The organism is Flavobacterium adhaerens (assembly GCF_040045115.1).
Classification (GTDB): Bacteria; Bacteroidota; Bacteroidia; order Flavobacteriales; family Flavobacteriaceae; genus Flavobacterium; species Flavobacterium adhaerens.
In genome coordinates this window covers 307782-324719 of the sequence record NZ_JBDLZX010000001.1, presented here as the reverse complement: position 1 = coordinate 324719, position 16938 = coordinate 307782, and the positions used below count along the sequence as shown (strand labels likewise).

At 30.7% G+C, this 16938-nt stretch carries 17 protein-coding genes; 14 read left to right on the top strand and 3 right to left on the bottom strand.

The window, feature by feature from the left end; all coding sequences use genetic code 11:
• Positions 1–9: 9 nt before the first annotated feature.
• Together bla and priA are read left to right on the top strand one after the other, a co-directional pair.
• Positions 10–762, top strand: a complete 753-nt coding sequence (gene bla / locus ABEB18_RS01480; RefSeq protein WP_348797229.1) for a BlaB/IND/MUS family subclass B1 metallo-beta-lactamase — start codon at positions 10–12, stop codon at positions 760–762.
• An 8-nt stretch (positions 763–770) separates the two neighbouring features.
• Positions 771–3221, top strand: coding sequence for a replication restart helicase PriA (priA, locus tag ABEB18_RS01475; RefSeq protein WP_348797228.1), 2451 nt, complete (start codon positions 771–773; stop codon positions 3219–3221).
• A 10-nt stretch (positions 3222–3231) separates the two neighbouring features.
• On the opposite strand, the gene ABEB18_RS01470 is transcribed toward priA, so the two are convergent.
• A complete protein-coding gene (locus ABEB18_RS01470; RefSeq protein WP_348797227.1) occupies positions 3232–3927 on the bottom strand; it encodes a LytR/AlgR family response regulator transcription factor in 696 nt (231 codons plus the stop codon).
• A 165-nt stretch (positions 3928–4092) separates the two neighbouring features.
• Here ABEB18_RS01470 and rpsF point away from each other — a divergent pair, with 165 nt between their 5' ends.
• The 5 genes from rpsF to ligA all read left to right on the top strand — a co-directional run bounded on the left by rpsF (position 4093) and on the right by ligA (position 7958).
• Entirely contained in the window at positions 4093–4434 is a 342-nt protein-coding gene (gene rpsF, locus ABEB18_RS01465) for a 30S ribosomal protein S6 (protein ID WP_348797226.1), read from the top strand.
• Positions 4435–4439: 5 nt separating this feature from the next.
• Complete coding sequence (gene rpsR / locus ABEB18_RS01460) at positions 4440–4736, top strand: 30S ribosomal protein S18 (protein WP_007138295.1); 297 nt, start codon at positions 4440–4442, stop codon at positions 4734–4736.
• Positions 4737–4801: 65 nt separating this feature from the next.
• Positions 4802–5245, top strand: coding sequence for a 50S ribosomal protein L9 (rplI, locus tag ABEB18_RS01455; protein ID WP_348797225.1), 444 nt, complete (start codon positions 4802–4804; stop codon positions 5243–5245).
• A 165-nt stretch (positions 5246–5410) separates the two neighbouring features.
• On the top strand, positions 5411–5884 hold the full coding sequence (locus tag ABEB18_RS01450; RefSeq protein ID WP_348797224.1) for a DUF6495 family protein: 474 nt from the start codon (positions 5411–5413) through the stop codon (positions 5882–5884).
• Positions 5885–5954: 70 nt separating this feature from the next.
• Entirely contained in the window at positions 5955–7958 is a 2004-nt protein-coding gene (gene ligA, locus ABEB18_RS01445; protein WP_348797223.1) for an NAD-dependent DNA ligase LigA, read from the top strand.
• Between the two features lie 667 nt (positions 7959–8625).
• Here the strand turns inward: ligA and ABEB18_RS01440 are convergent.
• Both ABEB18_RS01440 and ABEB18_RS01435 read right to left on the bottom strand, forming a co-directional pair.
• Positions 8626–9537, bottom strand: coding sequence for a bifunctional metallophosphatase/5'-nucleotidase (locus tag ABEB18_RS01440; RefSeq protein ID WP_348797222.1), 912 nt, complete (start codon positions 9535–9537; stop codon positions 8626–8628).
• 41 nt (positions 9538–9578) lie between these two features.
• Entirely contained in the window at positions 9579–10358 is a 780-nt protein-coding gene (locus ABEB18_RS01435) for a 5'-nucleotidase C-terminal domain-containing protein (protein WP_348797221.1), read from the bottom strand.
• Positions 10359–10404: 46 nt separating this feature from the next.
• Between ABEB18_RS01435 and ABEB18_RS01430 the strand changes: the two genes are divergently transcribed.
• The 7 genes from ABEB18_RS01430 (at position 10405) to recN (ending at position 16871) form a co-directional block, all read left to right on the top strand.
• Positions 10405–10926, top strand: a complete 522-nt coding sequence (locus tag ABEB18_RS01430; protein WP_348797220.1) for a DUF6913 domain-containing protein — start codon at positions 10405–10407, stop codon at positions 10924–10926.
• An 8-nt stretch (positions 10927–10934) separates the two neighbouring features.
• On the top strand, positions 10935–11822 hold the full coding sequence (dapA, locus tag ABEB18_RS01425; RefSeq protein ID WP_348797219.1) for a 4-hydroxy-tetrahydrodipicolinate synthase: 888 nt from the start codon (positions 10935–10937) through the stop codon (positions 11820–11822).
• Positions 11823–11951: 129 nt separating this feature from the next.
• A complete protein-coding gene (locus ABEB18_RS01420; protein ID WP_348797218.1) occupies positions 11952–12746 on the top strand; it encodes an outer membrane protein assembly factor BamD in 795 nt (264 codons plus the stop codon).
• 8 nt (positions 12747–12754) lie between these two features.
• Entirely contained in the window at positions 12755–13072 is a 318-nt protein-coding gene (locus ABEB18_RS01415; RefSeq protein WP_035634966.1) for a DNA-directed RNA polymerase subunit omega, read from the top strand.
• A gap of 9 nt (positions 13073–13081) precedes the next feature.
• Positions 13082–14293 carry a bifunctional phosphopantothenoylcysteine decarboxylase/phosphopantothenate--cysteine ligase CoaBC gene (gene coaBC / locus ABEB18_RS01410; protein WP_348797217.1) on the top strand — a complete coding sequence of 404 codons (1212 nt, stop codon included), beginning with the start codon at positions 13082–13084 and terminating at the stop codon, positions 14291–14293.
• Positions 14286–15167 (top strand): type IX secretion system protein PorD, encoded by an 882-nt coding sequence (porD, locus tag ABEB18_RS01405; RefSeq protein WP_348797216.1) that lies wholly within the window; start codon positions 14286–14288, stop codon positions 15165–15167. The genes coaBC and porD overlap by 8 nt, the downstream gene beginning before the upstream one ends.
• A gap of 51 nt (positions 15168–15218) precedes the next feature.
• Positions 15219–16871 (top strand): DNA repair protein RecN, encoded by a 1653-nt coding sequence (recN, locus tag ABEB18_RS01400; RefSeq protein WP_348797215.1) that lies wholly within the window; start codon positions 15219–15221, stop codon positions 16869–16871.
• Positions 16872–16938 lie beyond the last annotated feature (67 nt).

Here is a 16938-nt window from a genome sequence, read left to right as displayed (position 1 = left end):
TATTCAATGATGAGAAAAGCAATATCCTTTTTATTCCTGATTGCTTTGTCAAGTGTTTTTGCACAAACTAAAAATTCGTTATTACAAATAAGTCATCTTACGGGTGACTTTTATATTTACAGAACATTTAATAAATACAAAGGGAATTTGATTTCGGCAAATGCGATGTATCTCGTGACCCAAAAAGGTGTGGTTTTGTTTGATTCACCTTGGGACAAAAACCAATTTCAACCTTTGTTAGATAGCATAAAAGCAAGGCATGGAAAAGAAGTATTAATGTATTTTGCTACACATTCTCATGATGATCGAGCTGGAGGATTTGATTTTTATAGAAAAAAAGGAATTAAAACCTATTCGATACAACAAACAGATGAGATTTTAAAAACAACTAACAAACCTAGAGCTGAAATTGTTATCCGCAATGATACTGTGCTTAATATAGGCGAACATAGTTTTAGAATTTTTTACCCAGGAAAAGGACATGCTCCCGATAATATTGTAGTATGGTTTGATAAAGAAAAAGTACTTTATGGCGGGTGCTTTGTAAAAAGTGTTTTGGCTAAGGATTTAGGTTATTTGGGGGATTCGGATGTTGTAGAATGGGAAAAGTCAATAAAAAATGTTCAAACTAGTTTTTCCAATCCTTTATATGTAATCCCAGGACATGGTGATTGGGACAATGTTAAATCGCTAGATCATACTTTACAATTAATTCAAGAATATAATAAAAGCAATAGGTCTGATCAATCAGATAAAAAGTAAAAAAACGAATGTATTTCATCGAAGTTATTTTACCACTTTCTCTCGCTAAAACTTTTACTTATAAAGTTTTCGAGGCTGAATTCAATTTCCTTAAAAATGGAATGAGAGTAACAGTGCCGTTTGGAAAAAATAAAATCTATACTGCTTTGGTTGTTGAAACTCATAATAATGAGCCCGCTTTATACGAAGCCAAAGATATTCATGAGATTATTGATGTGTTACCAGTTGTTACTGAAATCCAAATCAATCATTGGTTTTGGATTGCCGAGTATTATATGTGTGCCATTGGTGATGTGTATCGCAATGCTATGCCAAGCGCAATGTTGTTAGAGAGCGAAACCATCATTTCTCGTAAAAATGATTTGATAATAGATGATACCTTGTTGTCTAACGATGAATATTTAATTTTTGAGGCTTTACAAACACAGAGTTCCTTGAAGATTCAGGAAATTATTTCAATATTGAATAAGAAAAATATTTTGCCTGTTATTCAAAAAATGATAGATAAGAATATTTTGGTTTTACAAGAAGAAGTTCAGGAAGTGTACAAGCCAAAGTTGGTAAGATATGTTAGATTACATTCTAAATACGACACAGATCAAGGACTTAAAGATTTATTGGGGATTTTAAAAAATGCTAATAAGCAAAAGGAAGTTGTGTTGAATTATTTTCAGTTAAGCGCTTCCGAAAAAAAGCCAGTTACAGTTAAAAAACTGATAGAAACGGCACAATCATCTTCGACAATTGTAAAAACATTAGTGGATAAAGAAATTTTTGAAGAATATTTTTTACAAGAAGATAGGATCAATTTTGCTGGAAAAGCAAGCGAGAATGAATTGCAATTAAGTTCAGATCAATTGCAAGCTTTGGTATCGATAAAAGATAGTTTTAATGAAAAATCAGTTTGCTTACTACATGGAATTACTTCGAGTGGAAAAACTGAAATTTATATTAAACTCATAGAGGAGTATTTAGCAACAGGAAAGCAAATACTGTATTTATTGCCGGAAATTGTCCTGACGACACAATTGGTATCAAGATTAAGGTCGTATTTCGGGAATAAAATTGCTGTTTTTCATTCAAAATATAGCAATAATGAAAGGGTAGAGGTTTGGAATCAAGTTTTGTTGAATGCTTCAAAAGCTCAAATCATAATTGGTGCCAGATCGTCTTTGTTTTTACCTTTTCAGGATTTAGGTCTCATTGTGATTGATGAAGAACATGAACAAACCTTTAAACAATCTGACCCAGCTCCTCGATTTCATGCTCGTGATGCAGCAATTGTTTTAGCAAATTTACATCAGGCAAAAGTGTTATTGGGCTCAGCAACTCCAAGTATAGAATCATATTACAATGCTATGTTGCAAAAATTTGGTTTTGTGCAAATTACCAAACGTTTTGGTAATGCAGTTTTGCCTGAAATTTTGTTGGTAGATTTGAAAGATAAATATTTTCGAAAAAAAATGAATGGTCATTTTAGTGATGTTTTGATTGAAGAAATTACAACGGCATTATCCGCAGGAGAGCAAATCATTTTATTTCAAAACAGAAGAGGGTATTCTCCTGTTGTAGAGTGTATCACTTGTGGTCATGTACCACATTGTCAATCATGTGATGTGAGTTTAACTTATCATAAATATAAGAATCAATTGCGTTGTCATTATTGCGGATATTCTATTGCTAATCCTACACGTTGTCATTCTTGTCATGGAGTCGATTTGACTACGAAAGGATTGGGAACTGAGCAAATCGAACAAGAACTGATGACTATTTTTTCAAATGCTAAGATTGGCAGAATGGATCAAGATACTACTCGTGGGAAATTTGGCTTTGAGAAAATTATTGATGGTTTTAAAAATCGGGAAATCGATATTTTGGTTGGAACACAAATGCTAGCTAAAGGATTGGATTTTCAAAATGTTAGTTTAGTGGGTATTATGAATGCTGATACGATGTTGTATCATCCTGATTTTAGAGCTTTTGAAAGAAGTTTTCAAATGATGAGTCAAGTAGCTGGACGTTCCGGAAGATCTGAAAAAAAAGGAAAAGTCGTTATTCAGACCTATAATCCAAGCCATAATACTATTCAGCAAGTTACAAATTCAGATTATTTGGGCATGTATAAAGAGCAGTTATACGATAGGCAAATCTATAAATATCCGCCCTATTTTAGAATTATAAAGATTACTTTGAAACAACGTGATTTTGATAAATTAAAAGAAGGTTCTATGTGGTTATATCAAGTGTTGAGTCAGAATTTATCTATGCCTGTATTAGGACCTGAAGAACCAGCAATTAATAGAATTAGAAATGAATATATACGAACTATCGTTGTTAAAATTCCACAAAATATTTCAGTTGCAGGAACAAAAAAAACTATCCAGAAAATACTGAATAGTTTTGAAGCTGTTCCTCAATACCGTTCTATAAGGTTAACGGTAAATGTCGATTTTTATTAAAGTATTTTTTTTAAGAATAGGCAAGTGCTTTTACTAAATCTTCTTTTTTATTTCGACTCAAAGGAATTTTTGTTACTCCGATTTCGGCAAATTTGCTGTTAAATCGGTCAATCTTATCAATATTAACAATGTATGATTTATGTACTCTTATAAATTTATCTTTTGACAGGTCATTTTCAAAAGATTTCATTGTCGAAAGGACAAGATTGCTATCATCTTCGGTTACAACTTTTACGTAATCCCCAAAAGCTTCAATCCATTTTATTTTAGAAGTAAATATCTTTAGCTTTTTTAAATTACTTTTAATAAAGATATGTTCTCCTTCGTCTTCTTTGTTTTCTTTTTTAAGAAGAAAGTGATCAATCGCTCTGCGAACAGAAGCATTAAATCGTTCAATAGAGATTGGTTTTTGTAAATAATCGGTTGCGTCATAATCAAATGCTTTCATTGCATATTCAGCTTTTGATGTAATAAAAATAATTTGAGGTTTGGTTTTTAAACCGTCAAGAAAATCAAAACCGTTGATAACTGGCATTTCAATGTCAAGAAATATCAAATCTACGGTATGAACAGTCATGCAGCTTTTGGCCTCAATTGCATTCGAAAAATCACCTACCAAGTTTAAGTTCGTGTGATTATTAACAAGCTTGGCAATAATCATTCTTTGTATTGAACTATCATCAACAACAACACAGTTTAATTTCATAGTATCAAGTTTTTGATTCGGTAAAGTAAAAATAAGTTTTTTTTTCGATTAATTTGAAAAAACGATTTTTTTTTTCGTCGTTCATCGAATAAGATCAAGTAATACTTGTAGGTTCAAAAAAAATGATTACTTTTGCACCCAATTTAACAAATAAATAAAATTTTTATGAATCATTATGAAACTGTTTTCATTTTAAATCCCGTTTTATCTGAGGTTCAGGTAAAGGAAACAGTAAGCAAATTTGAAGATTTTCTTACTAGTAGAGGAGCTGAAATGGTATCGAAAGAAGATTGGGGTCTTAAAAAAATGGCTTACGAAATTCAAAACAAAAAAAGTGGTTTTTACCATTTATTCGAATTTAAAGTTCCAGGAGAAGTTCTTCTTGCTTTTGAAACTGAATTTAGACGTGACGAAAGAGTTATGCGTTTTTTAACTGTAAGTCTTGACAAACACGCTATTGCTTGGGCTGAAAGAAGAAGAGCAAAACTTAAATCTCAAAAAGCTTAATTATCATGGCAACATTACAACAATCTGCTTCAGGAAAAAAAGACGGAGATATCAGATATCTAACGCCTTTAAACATAGAAACTAACAAAACTAAAAAGTATTGTCGTTTCAAAAAATCAGGCATCAAATATATCGATTATAAAGATGCTGATTTCTTATTGAAATTCGTAAATGAGCAAGGAAAAATTCTTCCTCGTCGTTTAACAGGAACTTCATTAAAATACCAAAGAAAAGTGTCTGTAGCTGTAAAAAGAGCTCGTCATTTAGCTTTAATGCCATACGTGGCCGATTTATTAAAATAACATTATTAATCTAGTTGTTGCCTCGCATATGCGGGCTAACTTCTGAAAATTAAAAGGACAACAACATGGAACTTATTTTAAAGAAAGACGTTCAAAATTTAGGATTTAAAGACGATGTGGTAACTGTAAAAAACGGATACGGTCGTAATTACTTAATCCCACAAGGATTTGCTCAATTAGCTACTGCTTCTGCAAAAAAAGTATTAGCTGAAAACCTAAAACAAAGAGCGCATAAAGAAGCTAAAATCGTTGCTGATGCTAAAGCTTTAGCTGAAAACTTAAAAGCTTTAGAAATTAAAATTACTGCTAAAGCTGGTGGTGAGAAATTATTTGGTTCGATCACTAATATTGATATCGCTGATGCAGTTGCTAAAGCAGGTCATGAAATCGATAGAAAATTCATCACTTCTGGTGTTGTAAAACGTATCGGAAAATACAACGCTTCAGTAAGATTACACAGAGATGTTATCGTTGAGTTAACTTATGAAATTATTGCTGAAAAAGCATAATTTTAAAGTTTATAATTTAAAATCCCGATGTAAGTCGGGATTTTTTTGTTTAATTGAATTATAGATTTTTTTAAAATAGAAGCTAAGGTTTTTTGTAAATAGCAAAGAAATATGGTTAAGTTTTCTGAAATCTGACTTATAACTTCTAAAAAATTAACTTTTAAAATGAAATACGCTAGACTTACAAAAGAACAGTTTGAGGAATTGACGCAAGAGTTTACAAATTTTCTAGCAACTCAAGCTATTGATAAAGCCGAATGGGATCAAATCAAATCTGAAAAGCCTGAAGTAGCTGAGCAAGAATTGGATGTTTTCTCTGATTTGATTTGGGAAGGAGTGTTGTCTAAAGCAACTTATTTAGAGTTTTTTTCTAAAAATCATGTTTTTTTGTTTCACTGTTTCGATACTTATGTAGAATCAATTGTTTTAAAATCTTTGAATACAGAAATTGATTTCTTAAGTAAAGAAGGATTGCACTGGCTTAGTGATAATATGTTTACAGACAATATTGAAATGAAAGTCGGAAAAAAGGACTTTACAGAAGAGCGTAATCTCTCAATTTTTCAATTGATTCAACAAGGATCATTTTTAAGTGATGGTCAATTATACAATCAAATTAATACGATTATTAAGTCATAAATTTGATTTTTAATATAAAAAATGGTTATTTTAGTAGATTATTTAATTGACTAGAATAGCCTTTTTTTTTATGAATATATTGCAATCCATTCAAACTCTAAGAGAAGAACTTAATCTTCATAATTATAATTATTACGTATTAGATACACCTAGCTTATCTGATTATGAGTTTGACATGAAATTAAAAGAACTTCAGGATTTAGAAAATAAACATCCTGAATTTTTTGATTCTAATTCACCAACACAAAGAGTAGGAGGTACAATAACCAAAAATTTCAATACTATTCAGCATGAAAATAGAATGTATTCTTTGGATAATTCGTATTCAGAAGAAGATTTGATAGAATGGGAAAAGCGTATTCAAAAGGTTTTAGGTGATGTAAATTTGCAATATACTTGTGAATTAAAGTATGATGGTGCTTCTATAAGTATAACTTATCAAAACGGGAAATTGATTAGTGCAGTTACTCGTGGTGATGGTTTTCAAGGAGATGATGTTACCAATAATATCAAAACAATAAAATCTATTCCGTTGCAATTGAAGGGTAATTTCCCTGATAAATTTGCTATTCGTGGCGAGATTATTTTGCCTTTGGCTGGTTTTGATAAAATGAATCAGGAGTTAATTGAAATTGGAGAAACTCCTTATTCTAACCCTAGGAATACTGCTTCAGGAAGTTTAAAATTACAAGATAGTACCGAAGTAGCTAAACGCCCTTTGGACTGTTTGCTTTATTCGTTAATTGGTAGTGACTTACCCTTTAGCACACAATTTTCGGGTTTAGAATCGGCAAGAAAATGGGGATTCAAAGTTCCAACTCAAACCAAACTAGCTAATAATCTTAATGAAGTTTTTGAGTTTATTAAATATTGGGATATACATCGTCATGATTTGCCTTATGAAACAGATGGGGTAGTAATTAAAGTGAATGATTTTCAACATCAAGATGAATTGGGTTATACAGCCAAGTCTCCTCGTTGGGCTATAGCTTATAAATTTAAAGCAGAGCAGGTTAGTACCCGTTTAAATTCTATTTCATATCAAGTTGGACGTACCGGAGCAATTACACCTGTAGCTAATCTTGAACCAGTGCAATTGGCTGGGACTATTGTAAAAAGAGCTTCTTTGCATAATGCGGATCAAATTGAAAAGTTGGATATTCGAATTGGAGATACAGTTTTTGTTGAAAAAGGTGGTGAAATTATACCTAAAATTGTTGCAGTTGATTTAACTAGGCGTTCCGATAATTGCAAATCAACAAAATATATCACACATTGTCCTGAATGTAATACCGAATTGATTCGAGTTGAGGGTGAGGCGAACCATTATTGCCCTAATTATTGCGGTTGCCCTCCGCAAATTATAGGTAGAATTCAACATTATATTTCTCGAAAAGCAATGGATATAGAGGGACTTGGAGGAGAAACTATTGCGTTGCTATTTCATAACGGACTTGTACATAATTATGCAGATTTATATGAATTAAAGGTTGAAGATATTCTCCCTTTAGAAAGAATGGCTCAAAAATCTGCCGAGAATTTAGTAAAAGGTGTTTCGAATTCTAAAAATATCCCTTTTGAGAGCGTTTTGTTTGCTTTAGGAATTCGTTTTGTAGGTGAAACGGTAGCGAAAAAATTAGCCAAACATTATAAAAGTATAGATGCTTTACAACAGGCTTCACTTATGGATTTGATTTTGGTTGATGAAATTGGAGAACGTATTGCTAAAAGTGTTATTGACTTTTTTGAAAATACCGAAAATCAAAACATTATTCAAAGGTTAAAAAATTACGGAATACAATTTGAAATTATAGAACATATCAATCCAAATGCAACAGATAAATTTAATGGTAAAACTTTTGTTGTTTCTGGTGTTTTTTCAACTTTTTCTAGAGATGAATTAAAAAAAACAATCGAAGATAATGGAGGTAAAGTTGGAAGTTCAATATCGACAAAAACTGATTTTGTAGTTGCTGGAGATAATATGGGGCCAGCAAAATTGGAGAAGGCAAACAAGTTGAATATTGCAATTATTTCAGAAAATCAATTTATAGAAATGTTAAATGAAAGTTAGTACTCCATCGCTTATTTTGTTTTTCATTACTTCAATCTTAGCGATTGTATTTAAATTGTTAGGTTATGACGTATGTGTATTATACGCAAAATCAATTATTATCCCTTCGTTGTTTATTTATTATTTGGTTTGCAACAATTATAAAATATCAGCTTTTAATGTGCTGATTTTTATATTATTTTTTGCGAGAGATGTTTTTAATACCCTGCAAATAAGTCAATCGGCTATCGGTTCCTTTTTGTGTGTTTTAATGGTCTATATATTATTGTTGTATGCAGCTATACGAGATTTGATTTGTATAAAATTTGATTATAAAGATTTCATTTCGATTTTTATTCTTGTTTTTTCAATAGGAACTATCTGTTATTCGGTATTAAATTTAAAGCTTGAAAATTTAGAATTGGATTTTTGGCTCTATGTTTTTTTTGGTATAATCCTAAGCGTTTTAAGTATAGTTTCAATTATTAATTATATCAAAAGCGGAAGCTATGCTTATTTTAATAGCATGCTGATGTGTATATGCTTTATTATTACAGATATTTTTTTTGTATTGTATAAGTTTTATTTTTACAATTACATGTTTACCTTCATTAGTTTAATTACTCAATTTTTATCTTATTTCTTTATGGTTAGTTATTTCTTAGAAGAAAACAATACTAACGAAGATTTAGATAATTATTGATTTTCCCTGTGTTGTTTTTTGTTTGTTTGAGTCAAAGTAAAAATCAATTCGACCGAGATTTAAGCCATAACAACCAACCTGATTTATTAAAACCTCTTTTTGATCTAAATTCTTCATTATTGTAGGTTTATCTAAAAAAGTATGTGTATGCCCTCCGATAATTAAATCAATATCTTTGGTTTGAGCTGCTAATTTTACATCACAAATTTTATTGGGATTGGTTTTGTAATCATAACCTAAATGAGACAGGCAAATAATTAAGTCGCATTTGTTTTCTTGCTTTAGGATGCGAACCATTTCTTGTGCAGTTTCTATCGGGTCATTGTAAATAGTTTCTTTGTAATTTATTTTATCTACTAAACCTGCTAATTCGATTCCTAGACCAAAAACACCAACTTTTATTCCTTTTTTATTAAAGATTTTGAAAGGTTTTACATAATCATCCATAAGGGTATTTTTGAAATCATAATTAGATGAAATAAATTCAAAAGTTGCATGAGGCATTTGCGCAACAAGACCTTCTAATCCATTGTCAAAATCATGATTACCAATTGTGGAAGCATCATATTTCATCATGCTCATTAATTTAAATTCTAATTCTCCTCCGTAGAAATTAAAATATGGGGTTCCCTGAAAAATATCGCCGGCATCAAGTAGTAAAACATTAGGGTTTTCCATCCTGATTTTTTCTATCAATGCTGCTCTTCGTGCGACTCCTCCTTTATTAGGGTTCCTTGGATGATTGGGCGGAAATGGATCTATGTAACTATGAACATCGTTAGTGTGTAAAATTGTTAATTGTTCTATAGTAGAATTGTCAAAGCTACTTAGGGACAAACCTAAGCTTAATAAGGCGGTACTCGATGCTGTTTTTTCTATAAAATCTCTTCTATTCATTTTGTATCTTGTTGAAAAGCTTCCTATAAATCGGCTGAAAATTATTCTTTGATTATCCTGATGTCATTTTTGATTTGCACGGTGTCAACATCAACTAGATAATCGATTAATATGTTTCTTAATTTGTAATCCAAATCAATTCTTTGATTTCCTTTTTTAAAGAAATCCATTTTATCGCCGCCATTGGCAAGATAGTCGTTTGTGGCAACGTAGTAAGTATTGTTGTATTCTAAGGGTTTTCCTTGAATCAAAATATTTTTAGCTGAATTGTTAGTACTAATTACAAATGTCATTCCTGATATAGGGTGAGGCTTTTTGTCTGTTATAATAAAATTTGCCATTTCTTGAATTTGCTCACCTTTTAAGGCAACAACGACTAAACTGTTTTCAAAAGGCATTATTTCAAAAGCATTTCTAGAACTTACATTACCTTTGGGTAAAATAGAGCGAATACCACCGTGATTAAGTAAACAAATGTCAATGTTTTTATTTAACCGTTTGTTTAACACAGGATTTCCTTTGGCTAAGGTAATGTCTGCTAAAAAATTACCAATATTTGTTTGCCATTCACCTTTACTTTTATCCAGCGATTCTGGGTTATAGGCAAGGATTTTGTCTAATTCAGAGTTGATTTTTTCTCTGTAAGGTTTTATGAAGTTATCAATTTCAGAGTTTTGAATCTGATTTTCTGCGATAAGAGTATTTTTCCCTTCAATTTTTGTGATTGTGTATTTTTTTGAATTGCAAGAAATGCAAAAAAACATTGTTAAGATTGTAACAAAAAGTTTTAAAAGTACAATATAGTTTTTTAGATTTGCCATCTTTATGTGACTTAAATAAGTAAATTTGTAACCTTGTAAAAGTACTATGTTTTTAAAATATACAAAGGATTTTATATTAAAAAAAGGTTTAAAAAAGAGTTTACTTGATGTTAAGAAAGAGACTCTCGAATCTGCTATTACAAAGGTTGGTTTGATCGTAGATGAAACAAAATTTAAAGAGACAGAATTATTGAAGCAGGAAATTGTTTCAAACGGAATTGCTACAAACAAGATAAAAACTCTGGTGTTTTCAAATGAGAAAAAAAGAAATGAAACGGTATTAAATTCTGTCTTTGGATACAAAGATTTGAGTTTCAAAGGGGAATTTAGAGAGCTGTCCTCTGTAAAAGTTTTTTTAGAACAAGAATTTGATTTATTGATTAATTATTATGACAATCAGGAACCAATTTTAATGTTTGTAACAAACAATGCTAAATCGAAATTTAAAATTGGTTTTTCAAGTGTTGATAAAAGATTGAATCATCTCTTTATAAATATTGGGCTTGAGGATTATCGAGGTTTTACTCACGAATTATTTCGATACTTAAAAATATTAAATAAAATATAATTTAAATTATGCAATCATTAATAGGAACAGGAGTTGCTCTTGTAACACCGTTTAATAACGATTATACAATAGATGTTGAAGCATTAAGAAGAATAGTTAATTTTTCTATAGATGGAGGAGTGGAATATCTTGTTGTATTAGGAACAACAGCCGAAACAGCAACATTAACAGCAGAGGAAAAAGAGTTGGTTATAAATACAGTCGTCGAAGTAAATGCAGGTCGATTACCATTGGTTTTGGGAGTAGGGGGTAACAATACTTTGAAAGTTGTTGAGGAATTAAAAACAAGAGATTTGAGTTCGTTTGAAGCTATTTTATCGGTTTCACCATATTATAACAAACCAACTCAGGAAGGAATATATCAACACTTTAAAGCAATCGCTGAAGCTTCTTCGATACCAGTAATTTTGTACAATGTCCCAGGCAGAACATCAAGCAATATGTTGCCTTCGACCGTTATTCGATTAGCAAATGATTTCGAAAATGTTGTAGCTATAAAAGAAGCATCAGGTGATATAGTGCAAATAATGCAGCTTATCAAAAATTGCCCTAAAGATTTCTTGGTGATTTCTGGCGATGATATGATTGCGTTACCAGTTGTTTTAGCTGGCGGTGCAGGTGTAATATCTGTAATCGGTCAAGGTTTTCCAAAAGAATTTTCAGAATTGATTCGATTAGGCTTGAATAGAAAAGTTGATGAAGCTTTCAAGCTTCATTATGCATTGTATGATTGTATTAATATGATATTCGAACAAGGAAACCCAGCTGGTATAAAGGAAGTGTTTAAAACACTTAATATTTGCGAAAACACACTTCGTTTGCCATTAGTAACTGTTGATGAATCATTATCGAATAGATTAGAAAATTTTGTTAAAAAAATGGTGAAAAATTCTTAAAAACATATCGTTTTTTTTAACAAAAGAAATATTTTGTAAAAGCTAAATTAATAACTAAATTTGCCACCTATCACAGGTGGCTTTATTGTGTTTCATAGCTAGTGATATAACTAAAATTCGTTTGATATAATGAAAAAAATAATATCTGTATTACTTGTAGTTTTCTTTTTAAGTTCTTGTGGAGAATATCAAGACGCATTAAAAAATGAAGACGTTGCAGTAAAATTTGACTTAGGGACAAGATTATATGATGCAGGTAAATATTCAAAAGCGATACGCCTTTTTGAACAATTAGCTCCATCTTATCGAGGTAAGCCTCAAGGAGAAAAACTGTTTTATATGTATTCTCAATCATTATACAAAACAAAACAATATTATCTTGCAGGTTACCAGTTTGATAGTTTTAATTCGGGCTATCCAAGAAGTGAAAAAGCAGAAGAATGTTCTTTTTTAGGAGCCAAAAGTTATGCGAAACTTTCTCCTGTTTATAGTATTGATCAAACAGATACCTATAAAGCTATTGAGAAAATGCAAGCTTTTATAGATCGCTATCCAAATTCTCAATTTATTGAAGAAGCAAATGAAATTTCAAAAAATCTGAATGGAAAGATTGAGCGCAAAGTATATGAAAATGCTTTAGAATACAATAGAATTTCCAATTACAAATCGGCTTTGATTGCTTTTGATAACTTTATAGCTGATTATCCTGGAACTCCTTTGAAAGAAAAAGCGCTATATTATAAATTAGATTCTGCCTATTTATTAGCTATAAATAGTATTTATATTAAAATGGAAGAACGTTTGATTGTGGCTAAAACCTGCTACAATAATTTAATTAAGTTTAAGCCAGATACTGAATATAGAAGTAAAGCAGACGAAATGTTAGCTAAAATTGATGTTGAATTACAAAAGTTTAATAAATAAAAAAAGTCATGGATTTAAAAAAGACAAATGCTCCAGTAAATACAATAACTTATAACAAAACAGTTATTGAAGAACCTACTGGAAATGTGTATGAGGCGATAACAATTATGGCTAAAAGAGCAAATCAAATCAATTCTGAAATTAAAAAAGAATTGACTGAAAAATTAGAAGAATTTGCCACATATAATGATAGCTTAGAAGAGGTTTTTGAAAATAAAGAACAAATCGAAGTTTCTAAATTTTACGAAAAATTACCTAAACCACACGCCTTAGCTGTGCAAGAATGGTTAGATGGTAAAATTTACCATAGAGAAGCAAATAAATAATATACTAAAATGTCAGTTTTAAGTGGAAAAAAAATTTTGCTGGGTATTTCTGGCGGAATTGCTGCATATAAAACGGCTTCATTAGTTAGACTCTTTATAAAAGCAGGTGCGCATGTCCAAGTGGTAATGACACCTGCTTCTAAGGATTTTATAACTCCACTTACCCTATCTACTTTATCTAAAAACCCTGTTTTTTCAGAATTTTATAATAATGATGAAAAAAATGAACAGTGGAACAATCATGTAGAATTAGGTCTTTGGGCAGACTTAATGATTATTGCCCCAGCTACAGCAAGTACTTTATCTAAAATGGCTAATGGATTATGCGATAATTTGTTAATTGCATGTTATTTGTCAGCAAAATGTCCTGTTTATTTTGCCCCTGCCATGGATTTGGATATGTATACTCATCCTTCTACAATAGAAAGTTTTACTGCTCTAAAAGCATTTGGAAACATAATGATTCCTGCCGAAAAAGGAGAGTTAGCTAGTGGTTTATCAGGTGAAGGTAGAATGGCTGAACCAGAAAACATTATTTCTTTTTTGGAAAAGGATTTAGAAAGTAAATTACCCTTAAAAGGAAAAAAAATATTAATTACTGCAGGCCCTACATACGAAGCTATCGATCCTGTTCGTTTTATAGGAAACCATTCATCTGGAAAAATGGGGTATGACATAGCTCAAAGTGCTGCCAATTTTGGCGCTACTGTGATATTGGTTTCGGGCCCAACACACTTTAAAATCAATAATTCATTAATACAAGTGATTCCTGTAGTTTCTGCGCAAGAAATGTATGATGCCTGTCATGACTATTATCAAGTTATGGATGTAGTAATCGCAGCAGCAGCGGTTGCAGATTATAGACCCAAAAATATTGCCCAACAAAAAATAAAAAAATTAGCTGATGATTTTTCAATTGAGTTAGAAAAAACACAAGATATTTTACTTTCTTTTGGAGAAAATAAAAAAAATCAGTTTTTAATTGGTTTTGCATTGGAAACTGAAAATGAAATTGAAAATGCAAAAGCAAAAATTCAGAAAAAAAACTTAGATTTGATAGTTTTAAATTCACTACAAGACGAAGGCGCAGGTTTTGCCACAGCAACAAATAAAGTAACTTTTATAGATCGGGATTTTAATATTGAAGCATTGGAGCTAAAGTCAAAAGAAGCTGTAGCGGATGATATTTTGAATAAAGTAATTGCACATTTTTATGATTAGATTAGTATTTTTTTTATTTTTTGGATGTGGTTTTTTGCAAGCCCAACAGTTAAATTGTACTGTAACTTTGAACACTCAAAAAATAAGCAATGCTAATCAACAAGTTTTTAAAACATTACAAACAGCGATTAGTGAATTTGTAAACAAAACGGATTGGACGGGGCAGATATTCTCTCAAAAAGAAAAAATAAATTGTTCAATGTTTATTACTCTATCTAATTACAGTTCAGATCAATTTGTTGCCAATATTCAGGTTCAATCTTCAAGAAATATTTACAATTCTACTTATTCATCACCAGTTTTAAATATAAATGACAAAGATTTTACATTTAACTACACTGAGTTCGAAAATCTAACCTACAATCCAACGAGTTACAGCTCTAATTTAATTTCTGTTTTATCCTTTTATGTGTATGTAATTTTAGGAATGGATTCTGATACTTTTGTACCACTTCTTGGAGATCGTTATTTCAAAGAAGCCATGAACATTGCCAATCAAGCGCAACAAGGAGGTTATAAAGGTTGGAATCAGTCAGATGGGCCATTAAGTAGGTATTTTTTGATATACGACTTATTATCACCAACATATTCCGAGATTAGACAATCCAGTGCTCAGTATTATGCAGGCCTTGATACGATGAATCAAGATTTGAAAAAAGCCAAAGAAATAATAAAAGGGTCTTTAATGAATTTGGCAAAACTTAATGAAACTAAACCAAATTCATATTTGTTGCGTATTTTTATGGATTCAAAATCAGACGAAATTGTTTCTATTTTTACTGGAGGTCCAAGTATTCCTATAAACGATTTGGTTGAGAGTTTGAACAGAACTTCTTCTTCAAATGCTACTAAATGGCAACTGTTAAAATATTAGTTCCATAATTATTTTTCATTCAAAATCTATCAATATTTTTATTTTAAATTAATGATAACTTCACTAGCTATAAAAAACTATGCTTTAATTGAAAAATTAACCATCGATTTTTCAAAAGGTTTTTCAATCATTACAGGAGAAACAGGTGCTGGAAAATCGATAATTTTAGGTGCTTTGGGTTTGGCTTTGGGAAAAAGAGCAGATTTAACTTCTTTAAAAAACAAAGAAGAAAAATGTGTAATTGAAGCTCATTTTGAAATATCAAAATACAATTTAACTCCTTTTTTTGAAGAAAATGATTTGGATTATGAACACGATACTATAATTCGAAGAGAGATTTTGCCTTCAGGTAAATCTAGAGCTTTCATAAACGATAGCCCTGTTAATTTGCAAGAATTACAAGAATTAGGTTTGCATTTAATTGATATTCATTCTCAACAACAAACTCAGGAACTATCGGATGAGGAAGTGCAATTCAAGATTATTGATGCAATCGCTAATAATTTTGAAATCATTAATGATTATCAATTAAGATTAAAAAAATACAAAACAAACAAAAATAAATTGACTGTTTTGACCAAAAAAAAGAACGAAGCATCAAAAGAGCAAGAATATAATGGTTTTCTGTTAGAAGAGTTACTGTCAGCAAAACTAAAAACAGGTGAACAGGAAATTCTCGAAGAAAATTATGAACAGCTCAATAATGTTGAAATTATAAAAGAATCACTTGATAAAGCTTTGTCAATTTGTGTTGAAGAGCAAATTGGAGTATTACATAATTTGAGTGAAATTAAAAATACAATTCATAAAGTTTCTAGTTTCTCAAACGAATATAATTCCTTGTATGAAAGATTAGTGAGTTTGAAAATAGAATTTGATGACATTACTACTGAACTAAATCGTTGTTCTGAAAAACTAGTTAATGATCCAGAGCAATTGAGTTATGTTGGTCAAAAATTGCAGTTGATTTATAATTTACAAAAAAAACACCAAGTGGGGTCTGTAGAAGAATTATTAGTGATTCAAACTAATTTAGAAAACACAGCACTCGAATTGGATAATATAGATGAAGAAATTGCAAATTTGACAATATTGGTTAGTACAAGTGAAGCAGAACTGGATGAACTTTGTGATGAAATCTATAAAAATAGACTTGAAGCGATTCCGCAATTAGCACAAAAATTGATTACTATTTTGGAGACTTTAGGAATGCCTAATGTGAGATTTAAAATGGTTTTAAATTCAACTTCGACTTATTTAGCTAACGGAAAAGACGAATTGCAATTTTTAATTTCGGCCAATAAAGGTACCGATTTTGGTTTGCTAAAAAAAGTTGCTTCGGGTGGTGAAATGTCAAGAATTATGCTGGCTGTAAAAGCAATTTTGGCTCAATATTCAAAATTACCTACTTTGATTTTTGATGAAATTGATACTGGAGTGTCTGGTGAAATTGCAAATAAAATGGGCGAAATTATGAAGGAAATGAGTCTGCAAATGCAGGTATTTGCAATCACGCATTTACCACAAATTGCTGCCAAAGGGAATGAACATTTTAAAGTTTTTAAATCGACTATTGGCGATGATACATTGTCAGAATTGAAGTTACTCACTAAAGAAGAGAGAGTTATAGAAATTGCCCAAATGTTATCTGGAACAGTTGTTTCTGATTCTGCCTTAAATCATGCAAAAGCCTTGTTGAACTAAATAATTGGATTATATTTGTCAATCAAATTTGTTTAAAAAAAAAGATATAATATAAATTAACGTACAT

Excerpts from the sequence above, each read along its gene's own strand:
- bla (WP_348797229.1), top strand. The coding sequence starts at position 10 with ATGAGAAAAGCAATATCCTTTTTATTCCTGATTGCTTTGTCAAGTGTT.
- priA (WP_348797228.1), top strand. The coding sequence starts at position 771 with ATGTATTTCATCGAAGTTATTTTACCACTTTCTCTCGCTAAAACTTTT.
- ABEB18_RS01470 (WP_348797227.1), bottom strand. The coding sequence starts at position 3,927 with ATGAAATTAAACTGTGTTGTTGTTGATGATAGTTCAATACAAAGAATG.
- rpsF (WP_348797226.1), top strand. The coding sequence starts at position 4,093 with ATGAATCATTATGAAACTGTTTTCATTTTAAATCCCGTTTTATCTGAG.
- rpsR (WP_007138295.1), top strand. The coding sequence starts at position 4,440 with ATGGCAACATTACAACAATCTGCTTCAGGAAAAAAAGACGGAGATATC.
- rplI (WP_348797225.1), top strand. The coding sequence starts at position 4,802 with ATGGAACTTATTTTAAAGAAAGACGTTCAAAATTTAGGATTTAAAGAC.
- ABEB18_RS01450 (WP_348797224.1), top strand. The coding sequence starts at position 5,411 with ATGAAATACGCTAGACTTACAAAAGAACAGTTTGAGGAATTGACGCAA.
- ligA (WP_348797223.1), top strand. The coding sequence starts at position 5,955 with ATGAATATATTGCAATCCATTCAAACTCTAAGAGAAGAACTTAATCTT.
- ABEB18_RS01440 (WP_348797222.1), bottom strand. The coding sequence starts at position 9,537 with ATGAATAGAAGAGATTTTATAGAAAAAACAGCATCGAGTACCGCCTTA.
- ABEB18_RS01435 (WP_348797221.1), bottom strand. The coding sequence starts at position 10,358 with ATGGCAAATCTAAAAAACTATATTGTACTTTTAAAACTTTTTGTTACA.
- ABEB18_RS01430 (WP_348797220.1), top strand. The coding sequence starts at position 10,405 with ATGTTTTTAAAATATACAAAGGATTTTATATTAAAAAAAGGTTTAAAA.
- dapA (WP_348797219.1), top strand. The coding sequence starts at position 10,935 with ATGCAATCATTAATAGGAACAGGAGTTGCTCTTGTAACACCGTTTAAT.
- ABEB18_RS01420 (WP_348797218.1), top strand. The coding sequence starts at position 11,952 with ATGAAAAAAATAATATCTGTATTACTTGTAGTTTTCTTTTTAAGTTCT.
- ABEB18_RS01415 (WP_035634966.1), top strand. The coding sequence starts at position 12,755 with ATGGATTTAAAAAAGACAAATGCTCCAGTAAATACAATAACTTATAAC.
- coaBC (WP_348797217.1), top strand. The coding sequence starts at position 13,082 with ATGTCAGTTTTAAGTGGAAAAAAAATTTTGCTGGGTATTTCTGGCGGA.
- porD (WP_348797216.1), top strand. The coding sequence starts at position 14,286 with ATGATTAGATTAGTATTTTTTTTATTTTTTGGATGTGGTTTTTTGCAA.
- recN (WP_348797215.1), top strand. The coding sequence starts at position 15,219 with ATGATAACTTCACTAGCTATAAAAAACTATGCTTTAATTGAAAAATTA.